This is a genomic window from Streptomyces broussonetiae (genome assembly GCF_009796285.1).
In the GTDB taxonomy this organism is placed as follows: domain Bacteria; phylum Actinomycetota; class Actinomycetes; order Streptomycetales; family Streptomycetaceae; genus Streptomyces; species Streptomyces broussonetiae.
Genome location: NZ_CP047020.1, coordinates 8,534,104 through 8,558,533 on the forward strand (window position 1 = coordinate 8,534,104; position 24,430 = coordinate 8,558,533).

Genomic DNA, 24,430 nt, shown 5'->3' on the forward strand with positions numbered 1-24,430 from the left:
GGGAGGTGCGGACCGCACTGGATTTCGTCGAACGGTGAACCACATCGCCCCGCCCGCTCCGGGCGCCCGCCGCTCTGCCAAGATGCGGTCTGTCATGGTGCAGATACCGAACACGCCCACGAGCGCCGACGTCGCCCGCCTGGCCGGAGTCTCCCGCGCGACCGTGTCGTACGTCCTCAACAACACCAGCGCCGTACGGATCAGCGAACCGACGCGCCGGCGCGTCCACGAGGCCGCCCGGGAACTGGGGTACGTGCCGCACGCCGCTGCCCGCAGCCTGCGCGCCGGACACAGCCGCATGGTCCTCATGCCCGCCCCGGCGATCCCGGTGGGCCCCCTCTACAGCGCGTTCCTCAACGAACTCCAGCAGGCGCTCGGCCGCCTGGACTACACCGTCGTGCAGTACGGCACGGTCGGTCTGCACGCCGACGAAGCCGCCCGTGCCTGGGCCGAGCTGCGGCCGGTCGCCGTCCTGGTACCCGGCGTGGAACTCGGCCCGCGGGGCGTGGAGAACCTCAAGCGCTCCGGCGCCCGGGCCGTGGTCACCCTCGGCCCCGTGCGCGTCGACGGCGCACACGCCCTGCTGATGGACCACGACGCGGTCGGTCACCGCGCGGGCACCCACCTGCTGGCCCGAGGGCGCCGCCGGATCGGCGTGGTGGTGCCGGAGGAACCCGGCCTGGAGTTCTACTCCCGGCCCCGGCTCGCCGGTGTGCGCGAGGCACTGCGCGGCACGGACGCGGCCGTGACGGAGCTGCCGCTCGCGTACACGGAGCAGTCGGCCGGCCGACTTGCGGCCCGCTGGCGGGAGTCGGAGCTGGACGCGGTGTTCGCCTACAACGACGAGTACGCGATGCTGCTGATGCGCGCCCTGCAGGACGAGGGGCTGCGCGTCCCCGAGGACGTGGCCGTGATCGGCGCCGACGACCTGATGCTCGGCCGGCTGCTGCGCCCGAGGCTCAGCACGGTCCGTATCGACCTGCCTTCCGGCCGGGACCTGGCGGAACTGGTCGACCGCGCCGTACGTGACCCCGGCGGGGAACCGGAGGTGCGCACCGTACTGGGGGCCTCGGTGATCCGGCGCGAGTCCAGCTGATCGCGCGCCCGGGACCCCCGGTCCGTGGTGCCGCCTGCTACTGGGCGCCCCCCTGCTGGGCGGCGACGCTCTTGCGGACCTCGTCCATGTCCAGCTTCCGGGCCTGCCCGATGATGTCCGTCAGCGCGGCCTCGGGCAGCGCACCCGGCTGGGCGTACACGGCGATCTTGTCACGGACGATCATGAGCGTCGGGATCGACTGGATGTTGAAGGCCGCTGCCAGCTCCGGCTGGGCCTCGGTGTCCACCTTGCCGAAGACCAGGTCGGGGTTGTCCTTGGCGGACTGCTCGTAGACCGGCGCGAACTGCCGGCACGGCCCGCACCAGGACGCCCAGAAGTCGATGAGAACGAACTCGTTCTCGGTGACCGTCTGGTCGAAGTTGTCCTTGGTCAGCTCCACGGTGCTGCTCATGGTGTGAATCCCTACTTCCCGGTGTGGGTGTGCCGTCGGCGGAAACGCGGCCGTCGGGCTGCCTATTCCACCTGTGCACGCCTGCATTCCGCGCGCGTACCCGTGTGGCCGCCACGCACACCACCCACCAGACTGTGCCCATGACGGAAACGGAATCCATCGCGTACGACGTCGTGGTGCTCGGGGCCGGGCCCGTGGGGGAGAACGTCGCCGACCGCACACGTGCGGCCGGTCTCACCACCGCGGTCGTGGAGAGCGAACTGGTCGGCGGAGAGTGCTCGTACTGGGCGTGCATGCCCAGCAAGGCGCTGCTGCGGCCGGTGATCGCCCAGGCCGACGCCCGCCGCCTGCCCGGCCTCGCCCAGGACGTCCAGGGCCTCCTCGACACCCCGGCGGTCCTCGCCCGCCGGGACGACTACACCTCCCACTGGAAGGACGACGGCCAGGTCGCCTGGCTGAACGGCATCGGTGCCGACCTGTACCGCGGCCACGGCCGGCTCGCCGGACCCCGTACGGTCACCGTGACCGCTCCCGACGGCACGGTCACGACCCTCACCGCCCGGCATGCCGTCGCGGTCGCCACCGGTACCCGGGCCCAGCTGCCCGACCTGCCCGGCCTCGCCGACGTGAAGCCCTGGACCAGCCGCGAGGCGACCAGCGCCAAGGCCGCACCGGCCCGGCTGATCGTCGTCGGCGGCGGTGTCGTCGCCACCGAGATGGCGACCGCATGGCAGGCCCTCGGTTCGCAGGTCACCCTGCTGGTGCGGGGCAAGGGCCTGCTGAACCGGATGGAGCCGTTCGCCGGTGAACTGGTCGCCGGAGCGCTCACCGAGGCGGGTGTCGACGTCCGCACCGGCACCTCCGCCGCCTCCGTCACCCGCGAGCACGGCACCGTCGTGGTGGAGACCGGCACGGGCGAGCGGCTGGAGGCCGACGAGATCCTGTTCGCCACCGGCCGCGTCCCGCACACCGACGACATCGGGCTCGACACCGTCGGCCTGAAGCCGGGCTCCTGGCTGGACGTGGACGACAGCCTGCGCGTCACCGGCACCGACTGGCTGTACGCCGTCGGCGACGTGAACCACCGCGCCCTCCTCACCCACCAGGGCAAGTACCAGGCCCGGATCGCCGGAGCGGCCATCGCCGACCGGGCCGCCGGCGGCACCCTGCTGCAGGAGCCCTGGGGTGCGCACGCCGCCACCGCCGACCACCACGCCGTACCGCAGGTCGTCTTCACCGACCCCGAGGCCGCCGCGGTCGGCCTCTCGCTCGCCGAGGCGGAACAGGCCGGCCACCGCGTGCGCGCCGTCGACGTCGAGTTCTCCTCGGTCGCCGGTGCGGGCCTGTACGCCGACGGCTACACGGGGCGCGCCCGGATGGTGGTCGACCTGGAGGAGGAGATCCTGCGCGGCGTCACCTTCGTCGGCCCCGGCGTCGGCGAACTCATCCACTCGGCGACCGTCGCCGTCGCGGGCCGCGTCCCGGTCGACCGCCTGTGGCACGCGGTCCCGTCGTACCCGACGCTGAGCGAGGTGTGGCTGCGGCTGCTGGAGGCCTACCGCGACAACTGAGTGCGGGACTGAGGGAGTTCGAATCCGAGGGCCTCGGCCGCCGCGTCCGGCGTCGGCTGGGCCCACAGCGCGGCGACCGCCTCGTGCGTGGACAGCGACCGTAGTTCGGCGCGGTCCAGGTAGAGGGTGCCGTCGAGGTGGTCGGTCTCGTGCTGGACGATCCGGGCCGGCCAGCCGGTGATCGTCTCGTCCAGCTCGCGGCCCTGCCCGTCCTGGCCGCGCAGCCGTACCTCGGCGTGCCGGGCCACCACGGCCTGCCAGCCCGGTACGCTCAGGCAGCCCTCGTAGAACGCGGCGCGCGCGGTGCCGACGGGTTCGTACACCGGGTTGACCAGGACCCGGAACGGCTGCGGAACGCGGCCCCGGGCCACGGCGACCTCCTCGGGCACCGGGGCCGGGTCCTCGATGACGGCGATCCTCAGCGGCACGCCGACCTGGGGAGCGGCGAGGCCCACCCCGGGAGCGGCGTGCATGGTGACGCGCAGGGCCTCGACGAAGCGGGCCAGCAGGGCGGGGCCGAGCTGGCCGTCGTACGGCTCGGCGCCGCGCCGCAGCACCGGCTGTCCGGCGGCGACGACGGGCAAGGGGCCGCCGGCAGCGAGGAGTTCCTCGACCTGTTCGGCGAGTTGTGCCTGATCACGGGAGGGTGCCATCGCGCCAGGATGCCATGCCCCCCGCCGCTCCCGGGGTGTTCGCATGCCGTGGGCCCGGTCCCCGTACGGGAACCGGGCCCATGAGGTGCCCGTCACTCCTGCGGGAAGTCGCCCGCCAGTGCCGAGGCGATCCGCAGATGGCGCTCCGCCTCCTCGTGCCGGGACTGCCGCTCGAGGGTGCGGCCCAGCAGCAGCCGGGCGTAGTGCTCCACCGGGTCGCGCTCGACGATGATGCGCAACTCGGCCTCTGCGCGGCGCAGTTGGGCCGAGTGGTAGTAGGCGCGGGCCAGCAGCAGCCGGGGTCCGGTCTGCTCCGGCACCTCCTCGACCAGCCCGGTCAGCACACGCGCCGCGCTCGCGTAGTCCTTGGCGCCGAAGAACTGCTGTGCCCGCTCCCAGCGCTCGGCGGGCGTGCCGTGGTCGTAGTACGTGGTCTCCACTCGCGTCTCCACTGATGACCTCCTTCGGCGGCCTCAACGGAAGGTGGTCATTGAATATTCCACTAACTGTTCCGTGTAATCGCAGCGGCCAGCTCCGCGTCGGCCCGCTCGGTGATCAGGGTGAGTACGCGGCCGGTCACCGCCCGGTCCTCCTCGGAGATGCCCGCGTAGATCCGGGCGCTGACCGGGGCGGTCTCGGCGGAGGTCGTGGCGTACAGCTTCCGTCCCGCGTCCGTGGCGTGCACGTGGGACGGCTCCTCGGCGGACACCAGGCCGGCGCCCATCAGCGCCTCGAGCGCGCGGTGCGCCTCGGCCTCGGTGACCTTCACCGCGCCGACGACCTCGGCGACCAGTGCGGCCCGCTCGACCGGGCGGTCGGCCACCGCGGTGAGCCGGAGGGTGACGGACCGGAGGAAGTCGATCCCGTGCGGGGCGAGGACGCGCTCCAGGACGGCACGCGAGGCGTAGTGGGCGAGGGCGATGACACGCGGGTCGACTCGCGGTGCGGTGGTGGTCATGACTGCTCCGTCTCGTGATCGGTGGTGCCGAACGGGTCAAGCGGTGCGTCGAGCAGGGCGCCGAGGTCGCGCGTGAACTCCCGTGCGCGCGGGCTGTCGAGTCCGCCGAGCGGCGCCAGCAGCTGCCGCAGCAGTCCCTGGACGACGTCGATCGCCTGCTCGGTGACCTCGCGTCCCCGCGCCGTGAGCGTGAGCTGGACGGCACGCGGGTCGTCGGGGTCGCGGATGCGCTCCAGCAGGCCGGCCGACTCCAGACCGCGGGCCAGCTTGGAGACGTAGAGGGCCTCCAGGCCGGTGTGGTCGGCGAGCCGGCGCTGGCTGGGCCGCAGGCCGGAGCGGTGCATGCCGTACAGCGAGGCCACCAGGGAGTACTGCGCGTGGGTCAGCCCCAGCGGGGCCACCGCGCGGTCCACCGCGACCCGCCACTTCATCGACAGCCGCCACACCAGGAAGCCCGGCGTGGCTCCTTGGGAACCGTTGCTCATGAGAGATACCGTACATGGCTACTATGTACATGGCTACTATTTTTCCGGACTCCGGACCACGAGTTCCGCCGGGGCGAAACGGACCTGCCGGGGGCGAGCAGCGGCCTCCGGCAGGTCCGGCGGCGTCAGGACCGGTCCGCGTCCTGCGGCGCCAGCAGGATCGCCGTCCCGCTGGCGTGCGCCACGGCGTCGCTGATCCGCGGGTTGAACAGTGCCTCCACGGAGCCGCGGTGATGCGGGCTCAGCACGATGAGGTCGGCGCCGAACTCCTTGGCCGACTCGGCGATGGTGGTGGCGATCTGGGTGGTCAGGCCGGTGGCGAGCGCGCCCTCGGTCTTGATGCCCAGGTCGCGCAGGGTCGCCACGGCCTCGTCGAGCACCGCCTGGGCTTCGTCGTCGTCCTCCAGCGCGACGACCGTGGCGAGCGTGGCGGCGGACGCGACGACATGCAGGACCCGGACCTCGGCGTCGGCCGGCCCTGCCAGTTCACCCGCCAGCCGTACGGCGGAGTGACGGGCGGGACTGGAATCGACGGCGACCAGGATGCGCTGGAACATGACTCTTCTTCCTCTAGCTCCGCGAGCTGACGTACGACGCCGACGGTCCGGCGTCACCAGTGGCAACCTCCCCGAGGACGGCGGACTTCCCGGTTTCGGTGTGGTGATCGTCCCAACCGCCGGTCCATGCGCGGCGGGCGCGATTACCGTGCTGTCATGCCCCAGGAACTCCCGGTCCGCGCGCTGACCGACCGTCTCCACCGCGATCTGCCCGAGGGACGTGTCGTCACCGACCGCGCCGTGCTGGCGGGTTACGCGCACGACGAGGCCGAATGGGCACCCCACGCACTGCCTGTGGCGATGGTGCGGCCACGGACCGCCGAGGAGGTGCGGGCGGTCGTCCTCGCCTGCCTCGACCACGCGGCCCCGGTGGTCCCCCGCGGTGCCGGCACCGGTCTGTCCGGCGGCGCGAACGCCGTCGACGGGGCGGTCGTGCTGTCCACCGAGGCCATGACGGCCATCAGACGCATCGACCCGCTGGAGCGGCTGGCGGTCGTCGAACCGGGCGTCGTCAACGAGGACCTGCGTACCGCCTGCGCCGCATACGACCTGTGGTACCCGCCGGACCCGGCCAGCGCCCGCTGGTCCACCATCGGCGGCAACGTGGCCACCAACGCGGGCGGACTGTGCTGCGTGAAGTACGGCGTCACACGCGACTACGTGCTGGGGCTGGAGTTCGTCACCGGCACCGGCGAACTCGTCCGGGTCGGCCGCCGTACCGCGAAGGGCGTCGCCGGCTACGACCTCACCTCACTGATGGTCGGCTCCGAGGGCACCCTCGGCGTCATCACCGAGGTGACGCTGCGGCTGCGGCCCAGCCGGCCGCCGGAGCACACGGTCGCCGGGTACTTCTCGTCCGTCGTGGACGCGGGACGCGCGGTCGCCGCGGTGGCCGCCGCCGGTGTGACCCCCTCGGCCCTCGAACTCATCGACCGGCACTGTCTTCAGGCCGTCGACGCCTGGAAGCAGATGGGACTGTCCGCCGACGCGGACGTCGTCCTGCTCGGCCGCACCGACGCGCCGGGCCCGGCGGGACAGGAGGAGGCCGAGGCCATGCTGCGCTGCTTCGAGGGCGCGGGCGCCACCTGGGCGGCCCGCTCCACCGACCCGCAGGAGGCGGACGCACTGTTCGAGGCGCGCCGGCTCGCCTACCCGGCCCTGGAGCGGCTGGGCCCGGTGCTCACCGAGGACATCTGCGTACCCAAGTCCGCCGTCCCGGAGATGCTCGGCCGGATCGAGGCCATCGCCCAGCGGCACGACACGCTCATCGCCAACATCGCGCACGCCGGTGACGGCAATCTGCACCCGCTGCTCATCACGCCGCCCGGCGACCAGGCGGCACGGGAGCGGGCGCAGGCCGCCTTCCACGAGATCATCGCCGAGGCGCTGGCGCTGGGCGGCACGGTCACCGGCGAGCACGGGGTGGGTCTGCTCAAACGGGACGGACTGCGGGCCGAGCTGGGCCCGGCGGTGATGGCCCTGAACCGGGCCGTCAAGGACGCCCTCGACCCCCGTGGCCTGCTCAACCCGGGCAAGGTGACCGGCCGCTGAGGCGGCCCGCGGCGTAGGGTCGCCGACATGACCGAAACCTCCCTGCGCTCCGTCACCGTGGAGCGCACCAGCACCGGCCACTTCGTGGCGACCAACGTACGCGGCGGCACGGTCTCCTTCGGCACCGGCGCCGCAGGAGACACCGAGTTCACCCCGGTCGAGCTGCTGCTCGCGGCGCTCGGCGGCTGCACGGCCGTCGACGTGGACGTCGCGACCAGCCGGCACGCGGAGCCCACGGTCTTCACCGTCGCCGTGCAGGGCACCAAGGTCGACGACGAACTCGGCAACCGCCTCACCGACCTCGCGGTGACCTTCCACGTCACGTTCCCGGACGGCGAGGGCGCCGAGCGGGCCCGGGCGATCCTGCCCCGGGCGGTGAAGACCTCCCACGACCGTCTGTGCACCGTCAGCCGCACGGTGGAGACGGGAACGCCCGTGCGGGCCACGGTCGAGCAGGCCTGACGAGTCGAGCGGGCCTGAGAGGAGGACCCGGAATGTAACGGCGGGGAACGCCAAGATCATCCGAATTGCCGTGCATTCCGGACCGTTTGCTGCGGCCGTGTGTCGGCCTCATGGCGGCAGCGGCGGGAGCCTGGCCTTCCCCGCAAGGTACGAACCAAGCTGATGATCACACCTTGGGGAGGTGCCGCGGATGGCACGCTATGTGCTGCGCAAGGCAGCCGGCTGGCTCCTGATGATCGTGGTCGCGGCCAACGCGGCCGCTACGCGGTGAAGAAGGGCCTCGCCAACGTCGGCGCGACCATCTTCCTCAACCCGCTCCCGGAGACGGTCGGCTGGGAGAAGTGACCCGGCTCGCGGGCGCCGTCGGCCGACGCGCGCACATCCCCGGCGTCGTCGCGCACCTCACGTCGTGCTGCGGACCGACACCAGGGTGCCGGCCCCTCGCTCCCGTAGGGTTCCGGCGGAACGTGGACGTGTGGTGTCGTCGTGCCGAGCGGCACGGGTGCGAGAAGCCGAGGAGAGTCATGGACGCAGGGGCCTGGGACGAGCGCTACCGTTCCGCCGAACGCGTGTGGTCGGTGGAGCCGAACGTATGGGTGGTCCGGGAGCTGGCGGGCCTTGAGCCCGGGCGGGCGCTGGACCTGGCCGCCGGGGAGGGGCGCAACGCCCTGTGGCTGGCGGACCGCGGCTGGCGCGTCGACGCGCTGGACTTCTCCCCGGTCGCCGTGGGCCGCATCAAGGACGCGGCAGCGGGACGGGCGGTGAAGGCGGCGGTGGCCGACGTCACGCGGTACGAGCCCGAACAGGGCGCCTACGACCTCGTCCTCCTCTCCTACCTCCACCTGCCGCGGCCGGAGGCGGAGAAGGTTCTGCAGAGTGCCGCCCGCGCCGCCCGGCCCGGCGGCACCCTCCTCCTGGTCGGCCATGACGCCGACAACCTGGAGCACGGCACCGGAGGCCCACAGGACCCCGGTGTGCTGACCAGCGTGGAATCGGTGCGCGCGGTGTGGGACCAGTGGGCGGACATCGTCGTTGCCGAGGTGGCCCAGCGCCCCGTCGACACGGCCGTCGCCCTCGACACGGTCGTCCGCGCCGTCAGGCGCTGAACCCGCCGCTCGTCCCTGCCCCGAAGGCAGGACCGTCCGGTAGGCCCCGCACCGGGGCCGGGCCATGGCGCCCGCCCGACCGCGGCAGCCGAGTGGGTGGACGGAGGCCGGCGGCACCAGCCTCCCGTCTCCGGACGGCGGTCATGGCCGCGACGAACCAGCTGCGCGCCGACGCCGGCAAGGAGCGGCTGCCGCGCATCGCCCGAACGGCCCGTTCGGCGCGCGTACGGCCTCCTTCCGGGTTCTCGTGGTGAACACCACTACGCACGACCCGGGTGTCCATCAGCGGAGGCGTCATGCGGTCCCGATCCACGCTGTCCCGCATCGCCATGTCGCTGATCCTTGCCGTCGGGGCCCTGATGAGCGGCTGCACCAGTGTTCCGCCCCAGTCGTCGATGATGTCGTCGCCGTCAACCTCGCCCTCGCCCTCGTTCGCCACGGGTGCTGCTCTCAGCGAGTCGGCGCAACTGGTCAGCCACAACGGGCTGCTGCGGGCGGACCTCGTCGTGGAGCGGCGGCGCGTGAACCCAGGCGGCCACGCGCTGTCTTCGACTTCCCCAGCCGAGGTGCTGTTCAAGTCCGCGGTCGGACACATGGCCGGTACGGCCGCCCCGGCGCAGCGCGGCCAAGCCCTCGCCGGGCTGTTCCTCGCCTCCTGTCCCGGCCTGGCGCTGCTGCCCGTCGGCCTGGGCGTCGCCAGCCGCACCATGAGCCTGTCGGATGCGGCGACTTGGTTCACCGCCGTCGTTCCGGCACTGCTCGCGCCCGTCGCCGTACGGGCGAGCCGGCACGGCCCCGGCTGCGCCGCGAAGGCCGGTGCCTGCCAAGGCCGCGCCCGGCTGTGCGTGGTTCGGGCTGAAGACGCCGGCTCAGCGCACCCGACCCCGGGCCTTCAGCGGCACAGCCGGCAGTTCCGGCGCAGGCAACGGCTCCCCGTCGTACCCCTTCACTTCCCCGAACCGTGACCCGCTCATCCACTCCTCGCGAGCCTGCACGATCTCCTCCTGGGTGCGTCCGACGAAGTTCCACCACATGACCAGCTCCTCGGCGAACGGCTCGCCGCCCAGCAGCATGATCCCGGCGTCCGACTCGGCCCGCAGCGGCAGTTCGGTGCGGCCGCAGCCGAGGTAGAGCATCGAGCCGGGCAGCACCGGCACCCCGTCCACGTGCACCTCGCCGGACATCGCCAGCACGCCGTACTCGAAGTCCGGTTCCAGGGGCAGTCGGACGTCGGCACCCCGGGACAGGGCGAGGTCCGCGCCGACGATCGGGGTGTACGTCGTACCGGGGGAGACCGAGCCGTCGAGGCCGCCGAGGATCACCGTGGCGGTCAGGCCGGGCGCGGTGACCGTGGGCAGGTCCGGGTGGTACTCGAACGCCGGGTCGGCGTGGCGGTGTTCGTCCGGCAGCGCGACCCACAGCTGGGCGCCGTGCAGGAGGCGGGCGTGCGGGCGCGGGCTCTCCTCGGAGTGGCTGATCGCACGCCCCGAGGTCATCAGGCCCAACTGACGGGGCAGGATCGTCTGCAGGCTGCCCGTGGAGTCGCGGTGCAGCACCTCGCCCGCGTGCAGCCAGCTCACCGTCTGCAGGCCGATGTGCGGGTGCGGCGGGACCTGCATGCCGGGCTCGTGGGCGATGTCGTCGGGACCGTAGTGGTCGACGAAGGCCCACGCGCCGATCATGCGCCGGCCGAGGTTGGGCAACAGCCGGCGCACCTCGGTCGACCCGCCCAGCTTCACATGACGGGGGCTCAGCAGCTCGCGCACGGGTTCGGCGACGACGAATCCACGGCCGCCGCAGAGACTGGGCACGGGCGCGCGGTCAAGGTTGCTCATGCCGCCCAACCTAGCGGCCGGCGGTCCGGGTTGCCGGGCGGACGGGCCACCGAACTCGCGAACGGAGTCCGTTCAGGGGCCGTCACCCGATGTGGGGGAACGGTGATACCACTTGGGTGAGTCAATCAACTGACTTACATTCGGGTGGAGCATGCCGACCGTGTCCCCGATGGAGGCCCGCCCATGTCCCCAGCGCATCTCCGGCACGCCGAGGCGGTCGAGCCCGCCGTACCCGAGACGAACGCCGTCGTCGCGGTACTGGCCCTCGGCGGGATCGTGGTCTCACTGATGCAGACCCTGGTCATCCCGATCGTGCCCGAACTGCCCAGGCTGCTGCACGCATCCGCGTCCGACGCGGCCTGGGCGGTCACCGCGACCCTCCTCGCGGCGGCCGTGGCCACGCCCGTCATGGGCCGGCTCGGCGACATGTACGGCAAACGGCTGATGCTGCTGACGAGCCTGGTGATGCTGGTCGCGGGCTCGGTGACGGCCGCGCTCAGCGACGGTCTCGCCCCGATGGTCGTCGGACGGGCGCTCCAGGGCCTGGCCTCCGGTGTGATCCCGCTCGGCATCAGCATCATGCGCGACGAACTGCCCGCCGAACGGCTCGCCTCCGCCACCGCCCTGATGAGCGCGTCGCTCGGCGTCGGCGGCGCGCTCGGCCTGCCCGCCGCCGCACTGATCGCCGACCACTACGACTGGCATGTGCTGTTCTGGACCTCGGCCGGACTCGGCGCCGTCGTCGGCGTACTCGTCCTGCTCCTCGTCCCCGAGTCCCGGGTGCGCACCGGCGGCCGTTTCGACCTGCCCGGCGCGCTCGGCATGGCCGCCGGTCTGATCTGCCTGCTGCTCGGCGTCTCCAAGGGGGCCGACTGGGGGTGGCGCAGCGGTACGACGCTCGGCCTGTTCGGGGCGGCCGTCGTCGTCCTGCTCGCCTGGGGCCTGTTCGAACTGCGCACCGCACGGCCCCTGGTGGACCTGCGCACCACCGCCCGCCGCCAGGTCCTGGTGACCAACCTCGCCTCGGTCGCCTTCGGCTTCTCCATGTTCGCGATGTCCCTGGTCCTTCCGCAGCTCCTGCAGTTGCCCAAGGCGACCGGATACGGACTCGGCAAGTCGCTGCTCGACGCCGGTCTGGTGATGGCGCCGACCGGCCTGGTGATGATGGCGATGGCACCCGTGTCCGCCCTCATCTCCCGGACCTGGGGCCCGAAGGTGACCCTGATGTGCGGAGCGGTGATCGTCGCCGCCGGGTACGGGCTCGACATCGTGCTGATGCACGCCGTCTGGGAGTTGCTGGTGGCCTCCTGCGTCATCGGCGCCGGCATCGGCTTCGCCTACGGCGCGATGCCCGCGCTGATCATGGGCGCCGTCGATCCGTCCGAGACCGCCGCGGCGAACAGCTTCAACACCCTCATGCGGTCCATCGGAACGTCCACCGCCAGCGCGGTCGCGGGCGTGATCCTCGCCCGGACGACCATGGCCTTCGGCGCCACGGCGCTGCCTTCGGAGAACGGCTTCAAGGCGGTCATGGCCGTCGGGTCGGGCGCCGCGGTGCTCGCCCTGCTGGTCGCCGCCTTCATTCCGCGCCGGACGGTGGCCGGGGTGCGGGTGGTACGGGAGGCGGCTGGGGAGGCCGGGGAGTCGGTCGGCGGGACGCAGGTACGGGCCGGTGCCGGGACGGGGCCGGCCGTCGGCGGGGCCGGGAGAAGGGGAGCCGACCGGGCGCCGGCTCGCGCGGTCGGCGCGAGCGGTGCCGGCGGGACGGCCGTGCGCGGGTTCGTGCGCGGAACCGACGGGGCCGGTGTCGGGCGGGCCGCGGTCACGCTCGTCTCGCTGGACGGACGGCAGGTGGGCCGGTCCCTCGCCGGGGCCGACGGCGGCTATGCCGTGGTGGCGCCCGGGGAGGGGACGTATGTGCTCGTCGCCTCCGCGGACGGTCGTCGTCCACGGGCCGGCACCGTCGTCGTCGGCGCGCATCCGGTCGCGTGCGACCTGCTGCTCGACGGCACCAGCGGGCTGGCCGGCGTGGTCCGGGCCGCGGACGGCGGGGGGCCGGTCGCCGGAGCGGTCGTGATCGTCACCGATGTGCGCGGGGAGGTGCTGGCGACGCAACGGACCGACGGGCTGGGTGAGTTCGCCTTCACCGGGCTCGCGCCGGGCCCGGTCACCCTCGCGGTCGGCTCGCCCAGGCACCGCCCGCTCGCGCTGCCCGTGGAGGTCGCCCGCACCGGCGTCACCCGTGTCCAGGCCGAACTGCGCTCCGGTGCGCAGGTGCGCGGCACGGTGCGGGGCGCGGGCGGACCGCTCGGCGGCGCCCGGGTGACCCTGCTGGACGCCGTGGGCAACGTCGTCGCCACGACCACCACCGGCGACGACGGGGCGTACGCTTTCTCCGACCTGGACGACGGCCCGTACACGCTGATCGCGGCCGGCTACCCTCCGCGGGCCGCGGGAGTGAGGGTCGGCGGCGCCGGGGTCGAGGGCCATGACATGGAACTCGCCCATCCGGCGGCGTAGTTCACCCCGGCGCTCCTCAGGGGCCCGATGTGCTCGGGGACGGCTGGACCGAGGCCGGGGCGACCGGGCTCGGCACCGCCGTCGGCGCGCTGCCGGTACCGGACTCGTTCGTCTGCCGGGGGCAGGCTCGGCCGGACGGGATGGGCCGCCGGGCTCCGCGAAGTACGCCGCCGCCGAGGCGAGGGTCGGCGCACCCGCCGCGGCCCGGCGCAGGTGCACCGGGCGTGGCTGTAGCGGGCCGGTCGGCGGGCGCTGCGGCCGCCGGTCGGTCTGGCCGAGGTGGTGCGCCCGCGCAGCCGCTCATCGAGCGCCGTCGGCGCGCTGCCGGTACCGGACTCGTTCGTCGCAGCTCCTCCAGCCGGCGGCCGAGAGCGTCCAGGGCCCGGCCGGCCGTGGACTTAGGTGCCGCGGGACAGACCGGGGGTCCCCGCAGTGGTCGACGACTTCGCCGGCACCACGGCGAACCGGTCCGCGAAGAGCGGACCGGCGAAGAGCCGACCGGCGCACATCCGCGGGCTCGCCCCGTACGGGCGTCCCGCTCAGTTCACCCGGTCCGCGAACTCGGCCGCCCCCTGTTCCGCGAACGCGACGGCGTCCGGATGACCGAACAGGCCGGGCAGGCCGCCGGTGTGGACGAACACCGTCTTCTCGCCGGGCCGGACGTCCCCGTCGGCGACAGCCGCGCGCAGACCGGCCAGGGCCCGGGCGGTGTACACGGGATCGAGGACCAGGCCCTCGGTGCGGGCGGCGAGCCGGAGCGCCTCGCTCGCCGGTCCGGTCAGCACCGCGTAGCCGCGGCCCACCTGGTCCCGGCGCACGCGCAGTTCCCCGGCCGTGACCTCCTGCGGCGCGAGCGGCGCCGCGAACCGGGCCACCGCCGCGGCCGGGTCCGCCAGCGCGCCCACGTCGACGCCGAGCACCGAGCCGGTGCCGAGGGCCGCGACCAGCCCGGCCATGGTGCCGCCCGAGCCGAGCGCGACCACCACCGTGCGCAGCTCGGGTACCTGCGCGTCAAGCTCCTCGCCGCAGCGCACATAGCCCCGCGCGCCCGCCACACCCGACCCGCCGAACGGGATCAGCGCCGGCCGGGCACCGTCCGCCCGCAGCCGCGCGCACACCTCGGCCGCGGCCAGGTCCAGGCCTGCCTGGTCCACGTCACCCGCCCAGGCGAGCCGCGCCCCGAACAGACCGTCCAGCGCCAGGTTCCCGGACCGTGCGGCGCCGGGCGCGCCCCGCAGCACGAGCACGGCGGCCAGGCCCAGCCGGGCGGCCGCCGCGGCGGTCAGCCGGGCGTGGTTGCTCTGCGCGGCACCCGTGGTCACGAGCGTGTCCGCGCCCTCGGCGAGGGCCGCGCCCACCGTCCACTCCAGCTTGCGGATCTTGTTCCCGCCGCCGCCCAGACCGGTCAGGTCGTCCCGTTTGATCCACAGGTCCGTCGGCTCGAGCCCGAGCGCGACGGCCAGCCGGGGCGCCGGTTCGACGGGCGTGGGGAAGGTGCCGAGCGGTACGGGGGAGTGGCTCATGGCGTACGTCCTTCGGTGCGATCAAGAGCGGGTCAGGCGCAGATCAGGTCCGGATCAGGTGCCGCTCGCGGTCGTTCGGGACCAGTCGATCACACCGGAAGCAGCCGGGCGATCAGCGCGCTGAGCTGTCGGGCCGTACGGCACTCGTACATCTCGACCAGGTCGGCGTAGGCGGGGGCGGCCGAGTCGCCGGTGCCCCAGCGGTCCCGCGGCTCCGGGTTGAGCCAGTACACACGCCGGGACCGCCGGGCGACCTCGCGCACCGCGGCCAGGTTCGGGTCGCTCATGTTCGTGCGCGCGTCCCCGAGGACGAACACGGTGGAGCGCGGGCCGACCGCGTCGCCGTACCGCTCGGCGAACTCGCCCAGCGCCACGCCGTAGTCACTGCTGCCGTGCCAGCCGGTGAGCGTGGCCTCGGTGCGGATGCGGGCACCGAGCCCGTCGGGGTCGGCGCGGCCGTGCTCGAGCAGTGCGGTCACCTCGTCGAGCCGGTTGACGAAGGCGAACACCCGGATCTTGCTGAACTGGTCGTGCAGCGCCTGTACCAGCAGCATCGTGAAGTCCGAGAAGCCCGACACCGAGCCGGACACATCGCACAGCAGCACCAGTTCGGGGCGGACGGGGCGGCGCCTGCGCAGCACCGGCCGCATCGGCACCCCGCCCGTGGACAGCGAGGAACGCAGCGTGCGCCGCAGGTCGACGGTGCCGCGCGCGGCCCGGCGCCGGCGCGCGGCCAGCCGGGTGGCCAGCTTGCGGGCGAGCGGCTGAACCGCCCGGCGCAGCTCGGCCAGTTGATCCCGGCCCGCGAACAGGAAGTCCACCCGGTCGGCGGTCGGTGCGACACCGCGCCGGGCGATCTCGTCGCGCCCGCGCCGCTCCGCGACCCGGCGCCGCGCCTCCGCCCCGACCATCCGCCGGAACGCCTCGATACGGCGCCGGATCTCGTCGTCCAGCAACCGGTCGGCGAAGCCGTCGCCGGCGCCGTTCCCGTCGCGGCCCCGCAGATCGCTGCGCACGCGCGCCAACAGGGTCTGCGGGCGCAGCCGATCGAGGGTCTGGTACGCCGAGAAGCCGTCGGAGCCCGGTGAACTGCCGTACCCGCCCATGCCGTCGACGGCTTCGGCCGCCAACCGGGCCATCGTCGCCCGGTCGTCGGCGGCGAGGGCCTCGGCCAGCCGGCCGCGCAGCTCGTCCCGGTCCGCGCCGGAGCCCTGAAGGCCCCCGACGGTGCGCGGGAAGTACAGGTCGAAGACCGGGTCGAACACCGCCCGCTGCCCCGGGCCGTGCAGCAGCGTCGCGGCCAGCCCCTCGCGCAGCAGCTCCCGGTCCGCGAGACCCAGTGCCGCCACCGCGCGGGCCGCGTCCACGCTCTCGCCCGTGCCGATCCGCATCCCGTGCGCGCGCAGCGCCCCGACCAGGCCGGTGATGCGCTCGGCGACCTCGGTCACAGCGCGTCCAGGTCGAGCTTGGCCGCCGCCTTCTGGATGTCGTCCTGGTGCTTGAGGATCACCCCGAGACTGTCGCGTACGACCGTCTCGTCCAGTGTGTCGGCGCCCAGGGCCAGCAGGGTGTGCGCCCAGTCCACGGTCTCGGCGACCGACGGCGCCTTGCGCAGGTCCATCGCGCGCAGCGCGCCGACCACCCGGACCACCGACGCGGCCAGCGCCTCGCTCAGGCCCGGCACCTTCAGCCGGACGATCCGCCGCTCCAGCTCCTCCTCGGGAAAGCCGATGTGCAGGAACAGACAGCGCCGGCGCAGCGCCTCGGACAGCTCCCGGCCGGCGTTGGAGGTGAGGACGACGAACGGGCGGCGGGTCGCGGTGACCGTGCCCAGCTCCGGAACCGTGATCTGGAAGTCGCTGAGCACCTCCAGCAGCAGCCCCTCCATCTCGACGTCGGCCTTGTCGGTCTCGTCGATCAGCAGCACCGTCGGCTCGTCCCCGCGGATGGCGGTCAGCAGCGGGCGGGGCAGCAGGAACTCCTCGCTGAAGATGTCGGTGCGCGTCTCGTCCCAGCTCTCGTCGCGGCCCGCGCTGATGCGCAGCAGCTGTTTGGCGTGGTTCCACTCGTACAGCGCCCGGGACTCGTCGACGCCCTCGTAGCACTGCAGCCGCACCAGCCGGGCCCCGGCCACCTGGGCGACGGCCTTGGCCAGCTCGGTCTTGCCCACTCCCGCGGGGCCCTCCACCAGCAGCGGCTTACCCAGCCGGCCGGCGAGGAACACGGTCGTGGCGACGGCGGGCGAGGCGAGGTAGCCGGTCTCGGCGAGGCGGGCGGAGACGTCGTCGACGGACGTGAACAACGGGGCCTCCGGCGGGTGGGGAGCGGGGTCCGGTCTCCTATCTAAGCGCTTGTTCAGTCCCCCTGTCACGCAAATACACCGATCGGTTTCTCTGTCGCCCACACCGGGGTAACCTCGCTGCATGGCCACCACCACCGACAAGGCGTCCTCCCGCGACCGGCTGCTCGACGCCGCCGCCAGGCTCTCCTACCGTGACGGCGTCGGCGTCGGCATCGAGGCCCTGTGCCGGGAGGCCGGTGTCTCCAAGCGGTCGATGTACCAGCTCTTCGACAGCAAGGACGCGATGCTGGCCGCCAGCCTGGAGCGGCGGATCCCGCGCTACGAGGCACGCCTCGCGCACCCCGACCCGGAGCACGCCACCCCGCGCGAGCGGATCCTCCATGTCTTCGAGCAGGTGACGAGGTCCGCCGCCGACCCCGACTACCACGGCTGTCCCTACCTGGCCGTCCTGGTCGAACTCAAGGACCCGGAGCACCCGGCGAGCGTGGTCGCCCGCGCCGTCAAGGAGCGCCTGACGCAGGCCCTGCGCGCCGAGGCGGAACGCGGCGGCGCCCGCGACCCCGAGCTGCTCGCCCGCCAGCTGGTGCTGGTCTTCGACGGCGCCAGCGCCCGGGCCGGCGCGAAGGTGGAGCACCTGGACGACGGCCTCGCCACGACGACGGCGAGCGCGCTCCTGGACGCGGCGGGGATGGCCTGACGGGCCGTGCCCCCCGGCGTGGGGGCGGAAGGCCGGGGGGCTCCGGGTACTGCTGCGCGGGACGGGCCGCCCGATCTGCGGTGTCCGGCCCGGACACGAGGGCGCCGATGGCGCCCGGCCTCGCTCGTACGGGTCAGCCCAACGCGCCACCCCACTCGCCCGCCCGGTGCAATGAACCCGTGACCGCGCCCCCGCACGACTGCCTCGCGCGCAACGACTGGATCTGCGGCGCCTATCTGAGCACGCGCCGGCAGATCCTGCTCGACGCGGTCGTCCAGCACCTCCGGCTGACCGCCCTGTCGGTCCTCATCGGCCTGGCCATCGCCCTGCCGCTCGCGGTGCTGGCCCGCCGCTGGGGCTGGGCGGCCGGACCGGTCCTCGCCCTGACGACGATCCTCTACACCATCCCGTCGCTCGCCATGTTCTCCCTGCTCCTGCCGCTGTACGGCCTGTCGGCCACCCTTGTCGTCGCCGGGCTGGTGCTGTACTCACTCACCCTGCTCGTCCGGAACATCCTCGCGGGCCTGCGCGCGGTACCCGAGGAGACCCGGCAGGCCGCGCGCGGCCTCGGCTACGGCCCCATCCGGCTGCTGCTCACCGTGGAACTGCCCCTTGCGCTGCCCGCCGCGATGGCCGGGCTGCGCATCGCCACCGTCTCGGCGGTCTCCCTGGTCACGGTCGGTGCGATCGTCGGCTTCGGTGGCCTCGGCAACCTCATCTACGCGGGCATGAACACCTACTTCAAGGCCCAGGTGCTCACCGCGTCGGCGCTGTGCGTCCTGATCGCCGTCGCCGCCGACCTCCTGCTGCTCGGTGTGCAGCGGCTGATCACGCCGTGGACGAGAGCCGGGCGGGCACGCGCCCCCGCCCGGCGGCGGCGGTCGCGCACAGGGCTACGTGGGGCGAGAGCGGGCCGCGCATGAACACGCTCAGTGCGAGCTGGCACTGGCTCACCGACCCCGCGCACTGGTCCGGCGACGACGGCATCCGGAGCCGGCTGCTGCAGCACCTCGTCCTCACCGTCGTCTGTCTCGCCGTCAGCTGCGTGATCGCGCTCCCGGTGGCTCTCGTCCTCGGCCACCTCGGCAAGGGCGGCGCCCTCGCCGTGAACATCTCCAACGTCGGCCGGGCCGTACCCACCTTCGCCGTCCTGGTGCTGCTGCTCCTGACCCCGGTCGGGAAGTGGGGCGAGGGCCCCACGGTGGTGGCGCTGGTGCTGTTCGCCGTGCCACCGCTGCTCACCAACGCCTACGTCGGCATGCGCGAGGTCGACCGCAGCATCGTCCGGGCGGCCCGGGGCATGGGGATGACCGGGCGGCAGATGCTGCTGCGCGTGGAGCTGCCCCTCGCGCTCCCGCTGGTCATGACCGGGGTCCGGATCGCCGCCGTCCAGCTGGTCGCCACCGCCACCATCGCCGCGCTCGCGGGCGGCGGCGGCCTCGGCCGCATCATCACCGCCGGCTTCAACCTGGCCAGTACGCCCCAGGTGGTCGCCGGAGCGATCCTGGTCGCCGGGTTCGCGCTGATCGTCGAGGCCGTCTTCGAGATCGCCGAGCGGCTCGCCCCGCACTGGCCACGAGGGTCGCGATGAGGGTCCGTACGGCAGCCGTGGCCGTACTGCTCACCCTCACCGCCTGCACCACCGGCCCCTCCCTGGAGAACCGCGGCGAGGTCACCGCCGCGCCCGGCGACAGCCACCACCTCACCATCGGCTCGGCCGGCTTCACCGAGAGCGACCTGCTCGCCCAGATGTACGCCCAGCTGCTGGACCAGGCCGGCTACACGACCTCGATGCTCACGGTCGCCAACCGGGAGCTGTACGAACCGGCGCTGGAGTCCGGCCAGATCGACGTCGTGCCCGAGTACGCGGCCACCTTCGCCGACTGGCTGAACGCCAAGACACACGGCGCCGACGCCAGGCCGGTCGGCTCACCCGACCTCGACCGGACGATGAAGGCGCTGCGGGAACTCGCCGCGCCCCGCGGACTCACCGTCCTTCCGCCCGGCCGGGCTGTCGACCAGAACGCCTTCGCGGTCCGCGCGGACTACGCCCGCGAACACCACCTCAAGACCCTCGGCGACCTCGGCGCGTCGGGCCTGAAGGTGCGGCTCGCGGCCGGTGACGAGTGCGTCCAACGGCCGTACTGCGAGCCAGGGTTGAAGAAGGTCTACGGCATCGACATCATCGGCATCGATCCCAAGGGCGTCGGTACCACCCAGGCCAAGCGTGCCGTGCAGGCGGGCCGGGACCAGATGGTACTGACCACGACCACGGACGCCACGCTGGACCAGTTCGGCCTGGTGGTCCTCGCCGACGACAAGCACCTGCAGAACGCCGACTACATCGTCCCGGTCGTCAACCGCCCCCGTGCGGGCGGCGCACGCGTGACGACGGCGCTCGGCAGGCTCAACGACGTGCTGACGACGGCCGACCTGGCGTCCATGAACCAGCAGGTCGACAGCTGGCGCCGGCTGCCCGCCGACGTGGCCCGCACCTGTCTCAAGGACAAGGGCCTGCTGAAGTGACCGGCCGCACGCGGCACCGACCGGGCTCAGGCATCCGACACCGAGTCGAACGGGACCTGCCCGCGCGCCACGCCCCGCGCGTCCGCGTCCACCGAGCGACGCAGCGCCTCGTGCAGCTTCGCCGGGGTGAGCACGCCGAGGAAGCGCGCTCCGTCCAGCACCGCGACCCACCCGGCGTCGTACTGGAGCATCACCCCGAACGCCTGCTTCAGTGGTGTGCCCAGCGGCACCCACGCGGTCATCCGGTGGGTGCGGTCCCCGACCGTGCCGCCCGCCGCCAGGGCGTCGATGCCGACCCAGCCGTGCAGGTCGCCGCGTACATCGAGGACGACCGCCCAGCGCGCGCCCTCGGCCCGCAGCCGCTCCCGGGCCCGCTCGGCGGGCTCGTCCAGACGGGCCACGGGCGGCTGTTCCAGGTCGTCCGGTTCGAGCGCGGTGACCGACAGCCGCTTGAGCCCGCGGTCGGCGCCCACGAAGGAGGCGACGTATGGCGTGGCGGGCGCGCCCAGCACCGCTCCGGGTGTGTCGAACTGCTCGATGCGGCCCTGCCCGTACACGGCGATCCGGTCACCGAGCCGGACGGCCTCCTCGATGTCGTGCGTGACCAGCAACACCGTCTTGCGCACCGCGGCCTGCATCCGCAGGAACTCGTCCTGCAACTGCTCGCGCACCACCGGGTCGACCGCGCCGAACGGCTCGTCCATCAGCAGCACCGGCGGATCCGCGGCGAGCGCCCGCGCCACCCCGACCCGCTGCCGCTGTCCACCGGAGAGCTGTTCCGGGTAACGCGGGCCGTACGTCGTCGGGTCGAGCCCGACCAGCTCGAGCAGCTCGGCCGCCCGCGCCCTGGCCTTCGTCCGCTTCCAGCCGAGCAGCGCGGGCACGGTCGCGGTGTTGTCGAGGACGGTGCGGTGCGGGAAGAGGCCCACCTGCTGGATCACGTAGCCGATCCGGCGGCGCAGCCGCACGGGGTCGACGCGGGCGACGTCCTCGTCGTCGACGAGGATCCGCCCGCAGGTCGGCTCGATCAGCCGGTTCACCATCATCATGGTCGTCGTCTTGCCGCACCCGGACGGCCCCACGAGCGTGACCAGCTCGCCCTCGGAGACCTCGAACGAGAGGTCGTCCACGGCCGTCGTACCGTCCGGATACCGCTTGGTGACCTGCTCGAACCGGATCATTCCCTCACGCTAACGGGGCCGCTCGCGCGGCGCGCGACGAGCCGTCCGGCCGCGCTCACCGGGGCCGAGGGGCAGGCGGACGGGGTGCGGCTCATGCGCTCAGCAGGATCACTTCCAGCGTCCGCGGGCCGTGCACGCCCTCCACCCGGTCCAGTTCGATGTCACTGGTGGCGGACGGGCCGGAGATCCAGGTCAACGGGCGTGTGGGGTCGAGGCGGTCGAGGGCCTGCGGGACGGAGGAGACGACCTGGTCCGGTACCCGGACGACACAGATGTGATGGTCGGGAACCAGCGAGATACGGCGCCGGCCCTGGTCGGGGGAGCCGTCCAGCACGATCGTGCCGGTCTCGGCGATCGCCACGGCACAGCCCGTCACCACGCTGCCCACCTGGTCCAGCCGCTGCGGTGTGCTCTCGGCCCGGTCGTGGATCCGCACCGGATCGGCGGCGGCCAGCCACTGCGGCGGCAGCCCGGGCGGCACCAGCACCTCCTGCGAGCCGCGCTCGGCCAGTAGCCGCATGACCAGGTCCGCCATCTCCCCGGCAGTGCTGCGGTGCACGATCGCCCGGTAGTCCGCCAGGTTCTGAGCCAGCAGCTCCACCGTCTCCTCGGTGCTGCGCCGCCCGTGCTCGCGCAGATAGTCCCGGCCCACGGCCTCCTCGTACGGCCGCTCGTCCGGGCGCACGTCGGCCAGCGCCCGCCGCACCCGGCCCAGGACCCGTTCCCTGCTGCTCACTTGGCGGCTCCCTCGCCGTTGTCCGTACCGTGGGTGCGCTGCCACCAGTCCCGGAACGGCTCCGCCGGTACCGGCGGCAGGTCCCGGGTGCCGGACCAGGCCCGGCCCGGACCCGGCAGGGTACGGGGATGCAGCCGGCGGGTCCGGGAGGCGAGCCGCTGGCCGGTGCGCAGGGCGCCCGGGTGGGCCAGCGCCCAGCGGGCCGCGCGCATGGCCGCACGTTCCGCCGCGTGTCCCTTGGCCGGTTTCAGCAGCACCCGGTTGCCCGCACGCACCGCCGGACCGCCCTCGACCACCCGCTCCCGCAGGTGCACCAGCACCTCCGGGATGTCGATGGCGACCGGGCAGACGTCGTAGCAGGCCCCGCACAGACTCGATGCATACGGCAACGACGCGTCGATCTCGCTTGCCGTGCCTCTCAGTTGGGGGCTCAGGATGGCGCCGATCGGGCCCGGGTAGACCGAGCCGTAGGCGTGCCCGCCCGCCCGCTCGTAGACGGGGCAGACGTTGAGACAGGCCGAGCAGCGGATGCAGCGCAGGGCCTGGCGGCCGACCTGGTCGGCGAGGGTGTCCGTGCGGCCGTTGTCCAGCAGGACCAGGTGGAAGGTCCGCGGCCCGTCCTCGCCGGTCGTGCCGGTCCACATGCTGGTGTACGGGTTCATCCGCTCGGCGGTGGCGGAACGGGGCAGCGTTTGGAGGAAGACCTCCAGGTCACGCCAGGTCGGTACCACCTTCTCCAGGCCCACGACCGAGATCAGGGTCTCGGGCAGGGTCAGGCACATCCGGCCGTTCCCCTCGGACTCCACCACGACCAGCGTGCCGGTCTCGGCGACCATGAAGTTGGCACCCGAGATGCCGACCTTGGCCCGCAGGAACTTCTCCCGCAGATGCAGCCGCGCGGCCTCGGCGAGTTCGGCGGGCGTGTCCGTGAGCCCATCGGGCGCCGGGCGGCCCCACTCGCCCATCTCCTTCGCGAAGATGTCCCTGATCTCACCGCGGTTGCGGTGGATGGCCGGGACCAGGATGTGCGAGGGCCGGTCCTTGCCCAACTGCACGATCAGCTCGGCGAGATCGGTCTCGTAGGCGCGGATGCCGGCCGCCTCGAGGGCCTCGTTGAGACCGATCTCCTGCGTGGCCATCGACTTGACCTTGACGACCTCCGACTCGCCGGTCGCCGTGACGAGGTCGGCCACGATCCGGTTGGCCTCGGCGGCGTCGGCCGCCCAGTGGACCGTGCCGCCGGCCCGGGTGACCGACTCCTCCAACTGCTCCAGATACCTGTCGAGATGGTGCAGTGTGTGGTCCTTGATGCGCCGGCCCGCCTCCCGCAGCTCGGCCCAGTCGGACACCTCGGCGACCGCCCTGGCCCGCTTGGCCCGGATGGTGTGGGTGGCGTGCCGCAGGTTGCCGCGCAGGGTCCGGTTGCCGACGGCCTCCCGGGCCGCCTCCGGGAACGCCGCAAACGCAGGCATGCCGACGAACGTCCCGCTCATAGGGCCGGTTCCTCCTCCGTGCTCGCCAGGATCTCCGCGATGTGCACCGGCCGCAGCCCCGACCGCAACCGGCTCGTCGTGCCGCCGATGTGCATCAGACACGAGTTGTCGGCCGCGCACAGCACCTGCGCGCCCGTCGACTCGGCGGCGCGCACCTTGTCCGCGCCCATCGCCGCCGACACGTCGGCGTTCTTCAGCGCGAACGTACCGCCGAACCCGCAGCACTCCTCGGCGCCCGGCAGTTCGACCAGCTCCAGTCCCTTGACGGCCTCCAGCAGCCGCCGCGGCCGGTCGCCGAGCCGCAGAGCGCGCAGCCCGTGACAGGTCGGATGGTAGGTGACCTTGCGCGGGTAGTGGGCGCCGACGTCCGTCACGCCGAGCACGTCCACCAGGAACTCCGTCAGCTCGTACGTCTTCGGCACCACCGGCGCGAGCGTCCGGGCCAGTGTCTGCCCGCGCCCCTCGGCCCGCGCCCGCTCGCCCAGCCGGGGATACAGCTCCCGCACCATCGCCGCACACGACCCGGACGGGGTCACTACGGCCTCGTACTCGCCGAAGACATCGGAGAAGTGCCGGGCCAGCGGCTCCGTCTCGTGCCGGTATCCGGTGTTGTAGTGCGCCTGTCCGCAGCAGGTCTGCCCCAGCGGGAAGTCGACGTCGACGCCCAGTCTGGTCAGCAGTTTCACCACGGCACGGCCTGTGTCGGGATAGAGCGTGTCGTTGACACAGGTCAGGAACAGGGCGACACGCATCGCGGCTCCTCGGG

Annotated in this window: 26 protein-coding genes; 12 read left to right on the top strand and 14 right to left on the bottom strand. The window is 73.3% G+C overall.

The window, feature by feature from the left end; translation table 11 throughout:
* Positions 1-82 precede the first annotated feature (82 nt).
* The gene (locus GQF42_RS38915; protein WP_199273147.1) at positions 83-1,096 is read left to right on the top strand and encodes a LacI family DNA-binding transcriptional regulator; all 1,014 of its coding nucleotides are present in this window, start codon (positions 83-85) and stop codon (positions 1,094-1,096) included.
* A gap of 37 nt (positions 1,097-1,133) precedes the next feature.
* Here the strand turns inward: GQF42_RS38915 and trxA are convergent, their stop codons facing one another.
* Positions 1,134-1,508, bottom strand: coding sequence for a thioredoxin (trxA, locus tag GQF42_RS38920; protein WP_158927841.1), 375 nt, complete (start codon positions 1,506-1,508; stop codon positions 1,134-1,136).
* Between the two features lie 140 nt (positions 1,509-1,648).
* Between trxA and GQF42_RS38925 the strand changes: the two genes are divergently transcribed.
* Entirely contained in the window at positions 1,649-3,079 is a 1,431-nt protein-coding gene (locus GQF42_RS38925; protein ID WP_158927843.1) for a dihydrolipoyl dehydrogenase family protein, read from the top strand.
* On the opposite strand, the gene GQF42_RS38930 is transcribed toward GQF42_RS38925, so the two are convergent.
* From GQF42_RS38930 to GQF42_RS38950, 5 genes are all read right to left on the bottom strand, one after another.
* Positions 3,064-3,732, bottom strand: a complete 669-nt coding sequence (locus tag GQF42_RS38930; protein WP_158927845.1) for a peptide deformylase — start codon at positions 3,730-3,732, stop codon at positions 3,064-3,066. The genes GQF42_RS38925 and GQF42_RS38930 overlap by 16 nt on opposite strands.
* A gap of 92 nt (positions 3,733-3,824) precedes the next feature.
* Positions 3,825-4,172, bottom strand: coding sequence for a tetratricopeptide repeat protein (locus GQF42_RS38935; RefSeq protein ID WP_158931108.1), 348 nt, complete (start codon positions 4,170-4,172; stop codon positions 3,825-3,827).
* Positions 4,173-4,234: 62 nt separating this feature from the next.
* Positions 4,235-4,690, bottom strand: coding sequence for a winged helix DNA-binding protein (locus GQF42_RS38940; RefSeq protein WP_158927847.1), 456 nt, complete (start codon positions 4,688-4,690; stop codon positions 4,235-4,237).
* Entirely contained in the window at positions 4,687-5,175 is a 489-nt protein-coding gene (locus tag GQF42_RS38945) for a MarR family winged helix-turn-helix transcriptional regulator (RefSeq protein ID WP_158927850.1), read from the bottom strand. The genes GQF42_RS38940 and GQF42_RS38945 overlap by 4 nt, the downstream gene beginning before the upstream one ends.
* A gap of 125 nt (positions 5,176-5,300) precedes the next feature.
* Positions 5,301-5,732: a universal stress protein gene (locus tag GQF42_RS38950; protein ID WP_158927852.1), complete on the bottom strand. Its 432-nt coding sequence runs from the start codon at positions 5,730-5,732 to the stop codon at positions 5,301-5,303.
* Positions 5,733-5,888: 156 nt separating this feature from the next.
* Here GQF42_RS38950 and GQF42_RS38955 point away from each other — a divergent pair, with 156 nt between their 5' ends.
* The 5 genes from GQF42_RS38955 to GQF42_RS38975 all read left to right on the top strand — a co-directional run bounded on the left by GQF42_RS38955 (position 5,889) and on the right by GQF42_RS38975 (position 9,816).
* Complete coding sequence (locus tag GQF42_RS38955; RefSeq protein WP_158927867.1) at positions 5,889-7,283, top strand: FAD-binding oxidoreductase; 1,395 nt, start codon at positions 5,889-5,891, stop codon at positions 7,281-7,283.
* A gap of 27 nt (positions 7,284-7,310) precedes the next feature.
* Positions 7,311-7,745 (top strand): OsmC family protein, encoded by a 435-nt coding sequence (locus tag GQF42_RS38960; RefSeq protein WP_158927869.1) that lies wholly within the window; start codon positions 7,311-7,313, stop codon positions 7,743-7,745.
* Positions 7,746-7,907: 162 nt separating this feature from the next.
* A complete protein-coding gene (locus tag GQF42_RS38965) occupies positions 7,908-8,090 on the top strand; it encodes a hypothetical protein (RefSeq protein ID WP_158927871.1) in 183 nt (60 codons plus the stop codon).
* A gap of 179 nt (positions 8,091-8,269) precedes the next feature.
* Positions 8,270-8,851: a class I SAM-dependent methyltransferase gene (locus GQF42_RS38970; protein WP_158927873.1), complete on the top strand. Its 582-nt coding sequence runs from the start codon at positions 8,270-8,272 to the stop codon at positions 8,849-8,851.
* Between the two features lie 296 nt (positions 8,852-9,147).
* Complete coding sequence (locus GQF42_RS38975; RefSeq protein WP_158927875.1) at positions 9,148-9,816, top strand: hypothetical protein; 669 nt, start codon at positions 9,148-9,150, stop codon at positions 9,814-9,816.
* Here GQF42_RS38975 and GQF42_RS38980 read toward each other — a convergent pair.
* Positions 9,721-10,686 carry a pirin family protein gene (locus GQF42_RS38980; RefSeq protein ID WP_158927877.1) on the bottom strand — a complete coding sequence of 322 codons (966 nt, stop codon included), beginning with the start codon at positions 10,684-10,686 and terminating at the stop codon, positions 9,721-9,723. The two genes, GQF42_RS38975 and GQF42_RS38980, sit on opposite strands and share 96 nt — an antisense overlap.
* A 183-nt stretch (positions 10,687-10,869) precedes the next feature.
* Between GQF42_RS38980 and GQF42_RS38985 the strand changes: the two genes are divergently transcribed.
* Positions 10,870-13,206 (top strand): MFS transporter, encoded by a 2,337-nt coding sequence (locus tag GQF42_RS38985; RefSeq protein ID WP_158927879.1) that lies wholly within the window; start codon positions 10,870-10,872, stop codon positions 13,204-13,206.
* Between the two features lie 539 nt (positions 13,207-13,745).
* On the opposite strand, the gene GQF42_RS38990 is transcribed toward GQF42_RS38985, so the two are convergent.
* The 3 genes from GQF42_RS38990 to GQF42_RS39000 all read right to left on the bottom strand — a co-directional run bounded on the left by GQF42_RS38990 (position 13,746) and on the right by GQF42_RS39000 (position 17,031).
* Positions 13,746-14,729 (bottom strand): pyridoxal-phosphate dependent enzyme, encoded by a 984-nt coding sequence (locus GQF42_RS38990; RefSeq protein ID WP_158927881.1) that lies wholly within the window; start codon positions 14,727-14,729, stop codon positions 13,746-13,748.
* 89 nt (positions 14,730-14,818) lie between these two features.
* Complete coding sequence (locus GQF42_RS38995) at positions 14,819-16,120, bottom strand: VWA domain-containing protein (protein WP_158931110.1); 1,302 nt, start codon at positions 16,118-16,120, stop codon at positions 14,819-14,821.
* Between the two features lie 53 nt (positions 16,121-16,173).
* Positions 16,174-17,031, bottom strand: a complete 858-nt coding sequence (locus GQF42_RS39000) for an AAA family ATPase (RefSeq protein ID WP_158927883.1) — start codon at positions 17,029-17,031, stop codon at positions 16,174-16,176.
* A gap of 121 nt (positions 17,032-17,152) precedes the next feature.
* Here GQF42_RS39000 and GQF42_RS39005 point away from each other — a divergent pair, with 121 nt between their 5' ends.
* The 4 genes from GQF42_RS39005 (at position 17,153) to GQF42_RS39020 (ending at position 20,254) form a co-directional block, all read left to right on the top strand.
* Positions 17,153-17,728 (top strand): TetR/AcrR family transcriptional regulator, encoded by a 576-nt coding sequence (locus GQF42_RS39005; protein ID WP_158927885.1) that lies wholly within the window; start codon positions 17,153-17,155, stop codon positions 17,726-17,728.
* Between the two features lie 179 nt (positions 17,729-17,907).
* Positions 17,908-18,651: an ABC transporter permease gene (locus GQF42_RS39010; protein WP_158927887.1), complete on the top strand. Its 744-nt coding sequence runs from the start codon at positions 17,908-17,910 to the stop codon at positions 18,649-18,651.
* A complete protein-coding gene (locus tag GQF42_RS39015; RefSeq protein WP_158927889.1) occupies positions 18,648-19,319 on the top strand; it encodes an ABC transporter permease in 672 nt (223 codons plus the stop codon). Before GQF42_RS39010 ends, GQF42_RS39015 begins: the two co-directional genes overlap by 4 nt.
* Entirely contained in the window at positions 19,316-20,254 is a 939-nt protein-coding gene (locus GQF42_RS39020) for an ABC transporter substrate-binding protein (protein WP_158927891.1), read from the top strand. Before GQF42_RS39015 ends, GQF42_RS39020 begins: the two co-directional genes overlap by 4 nt.
* A 26-nt stretch (positions 20,255-20,280) precedes the next feature.
* Here the strand turns inward: GQF42_RS39020 and GQF42_RS39025 are convergent, their stop codons facing one another.
* The 4 genes from GQF42_RS39025 to GQF42_RS39040 form a co-directional block, all read right to left on the bottom strand.
* Positions 20,281-21,435, bottom strand: a complete 1,155-nt coding sequence (locus GQF42_RS39025) for an ABC transporter ATP-binding protein (protein ID WP_158927893.1) — start codon at positions 21,433-21,435, stop codon at positions 20,281-20,283.
* 91 nt (positions 21,436-21,526) lie between these two features.
* Entirely contained in the window at positions 21,527-22,171 is a 645-nt protein-coding gene (locus GQF42_RS39030; RefSeq protein WP_158927895.1) for a LutC/YkgG family protein, read from the bottom strand.
* Entirely contained in the window at positions 22,168-23,664 is a 1,497-nt protein-coding gene (locus GQF42_RS39035) for a LutB/LldF family L-lactate oxidation iron-sulfur protein (RefSeq protein ID WP_158927897.1), read from the bottom strand. Before GQF42_RS39035 ends, GQF42_RS39030 begins: the two co-directional genes overlap by 4 nt.
* Positions 23,661-24,416, bottom strand: coding sequence for a (Fe-S)-binding protein (locus tag GQF42_RS39040; RefSeq protein ID WP_158927899.1), 756 nt, complete (start codon positions 24,414-24,416; stop codon positions 23,661-23,663). The genes GQF42_RS39035 and GQF42_RS39040 overlap by 4 nt, the downstream gene beginning before the upstream one ends.
* Positions 24,417-24,430: the final 14 nt, after the last annotated feature.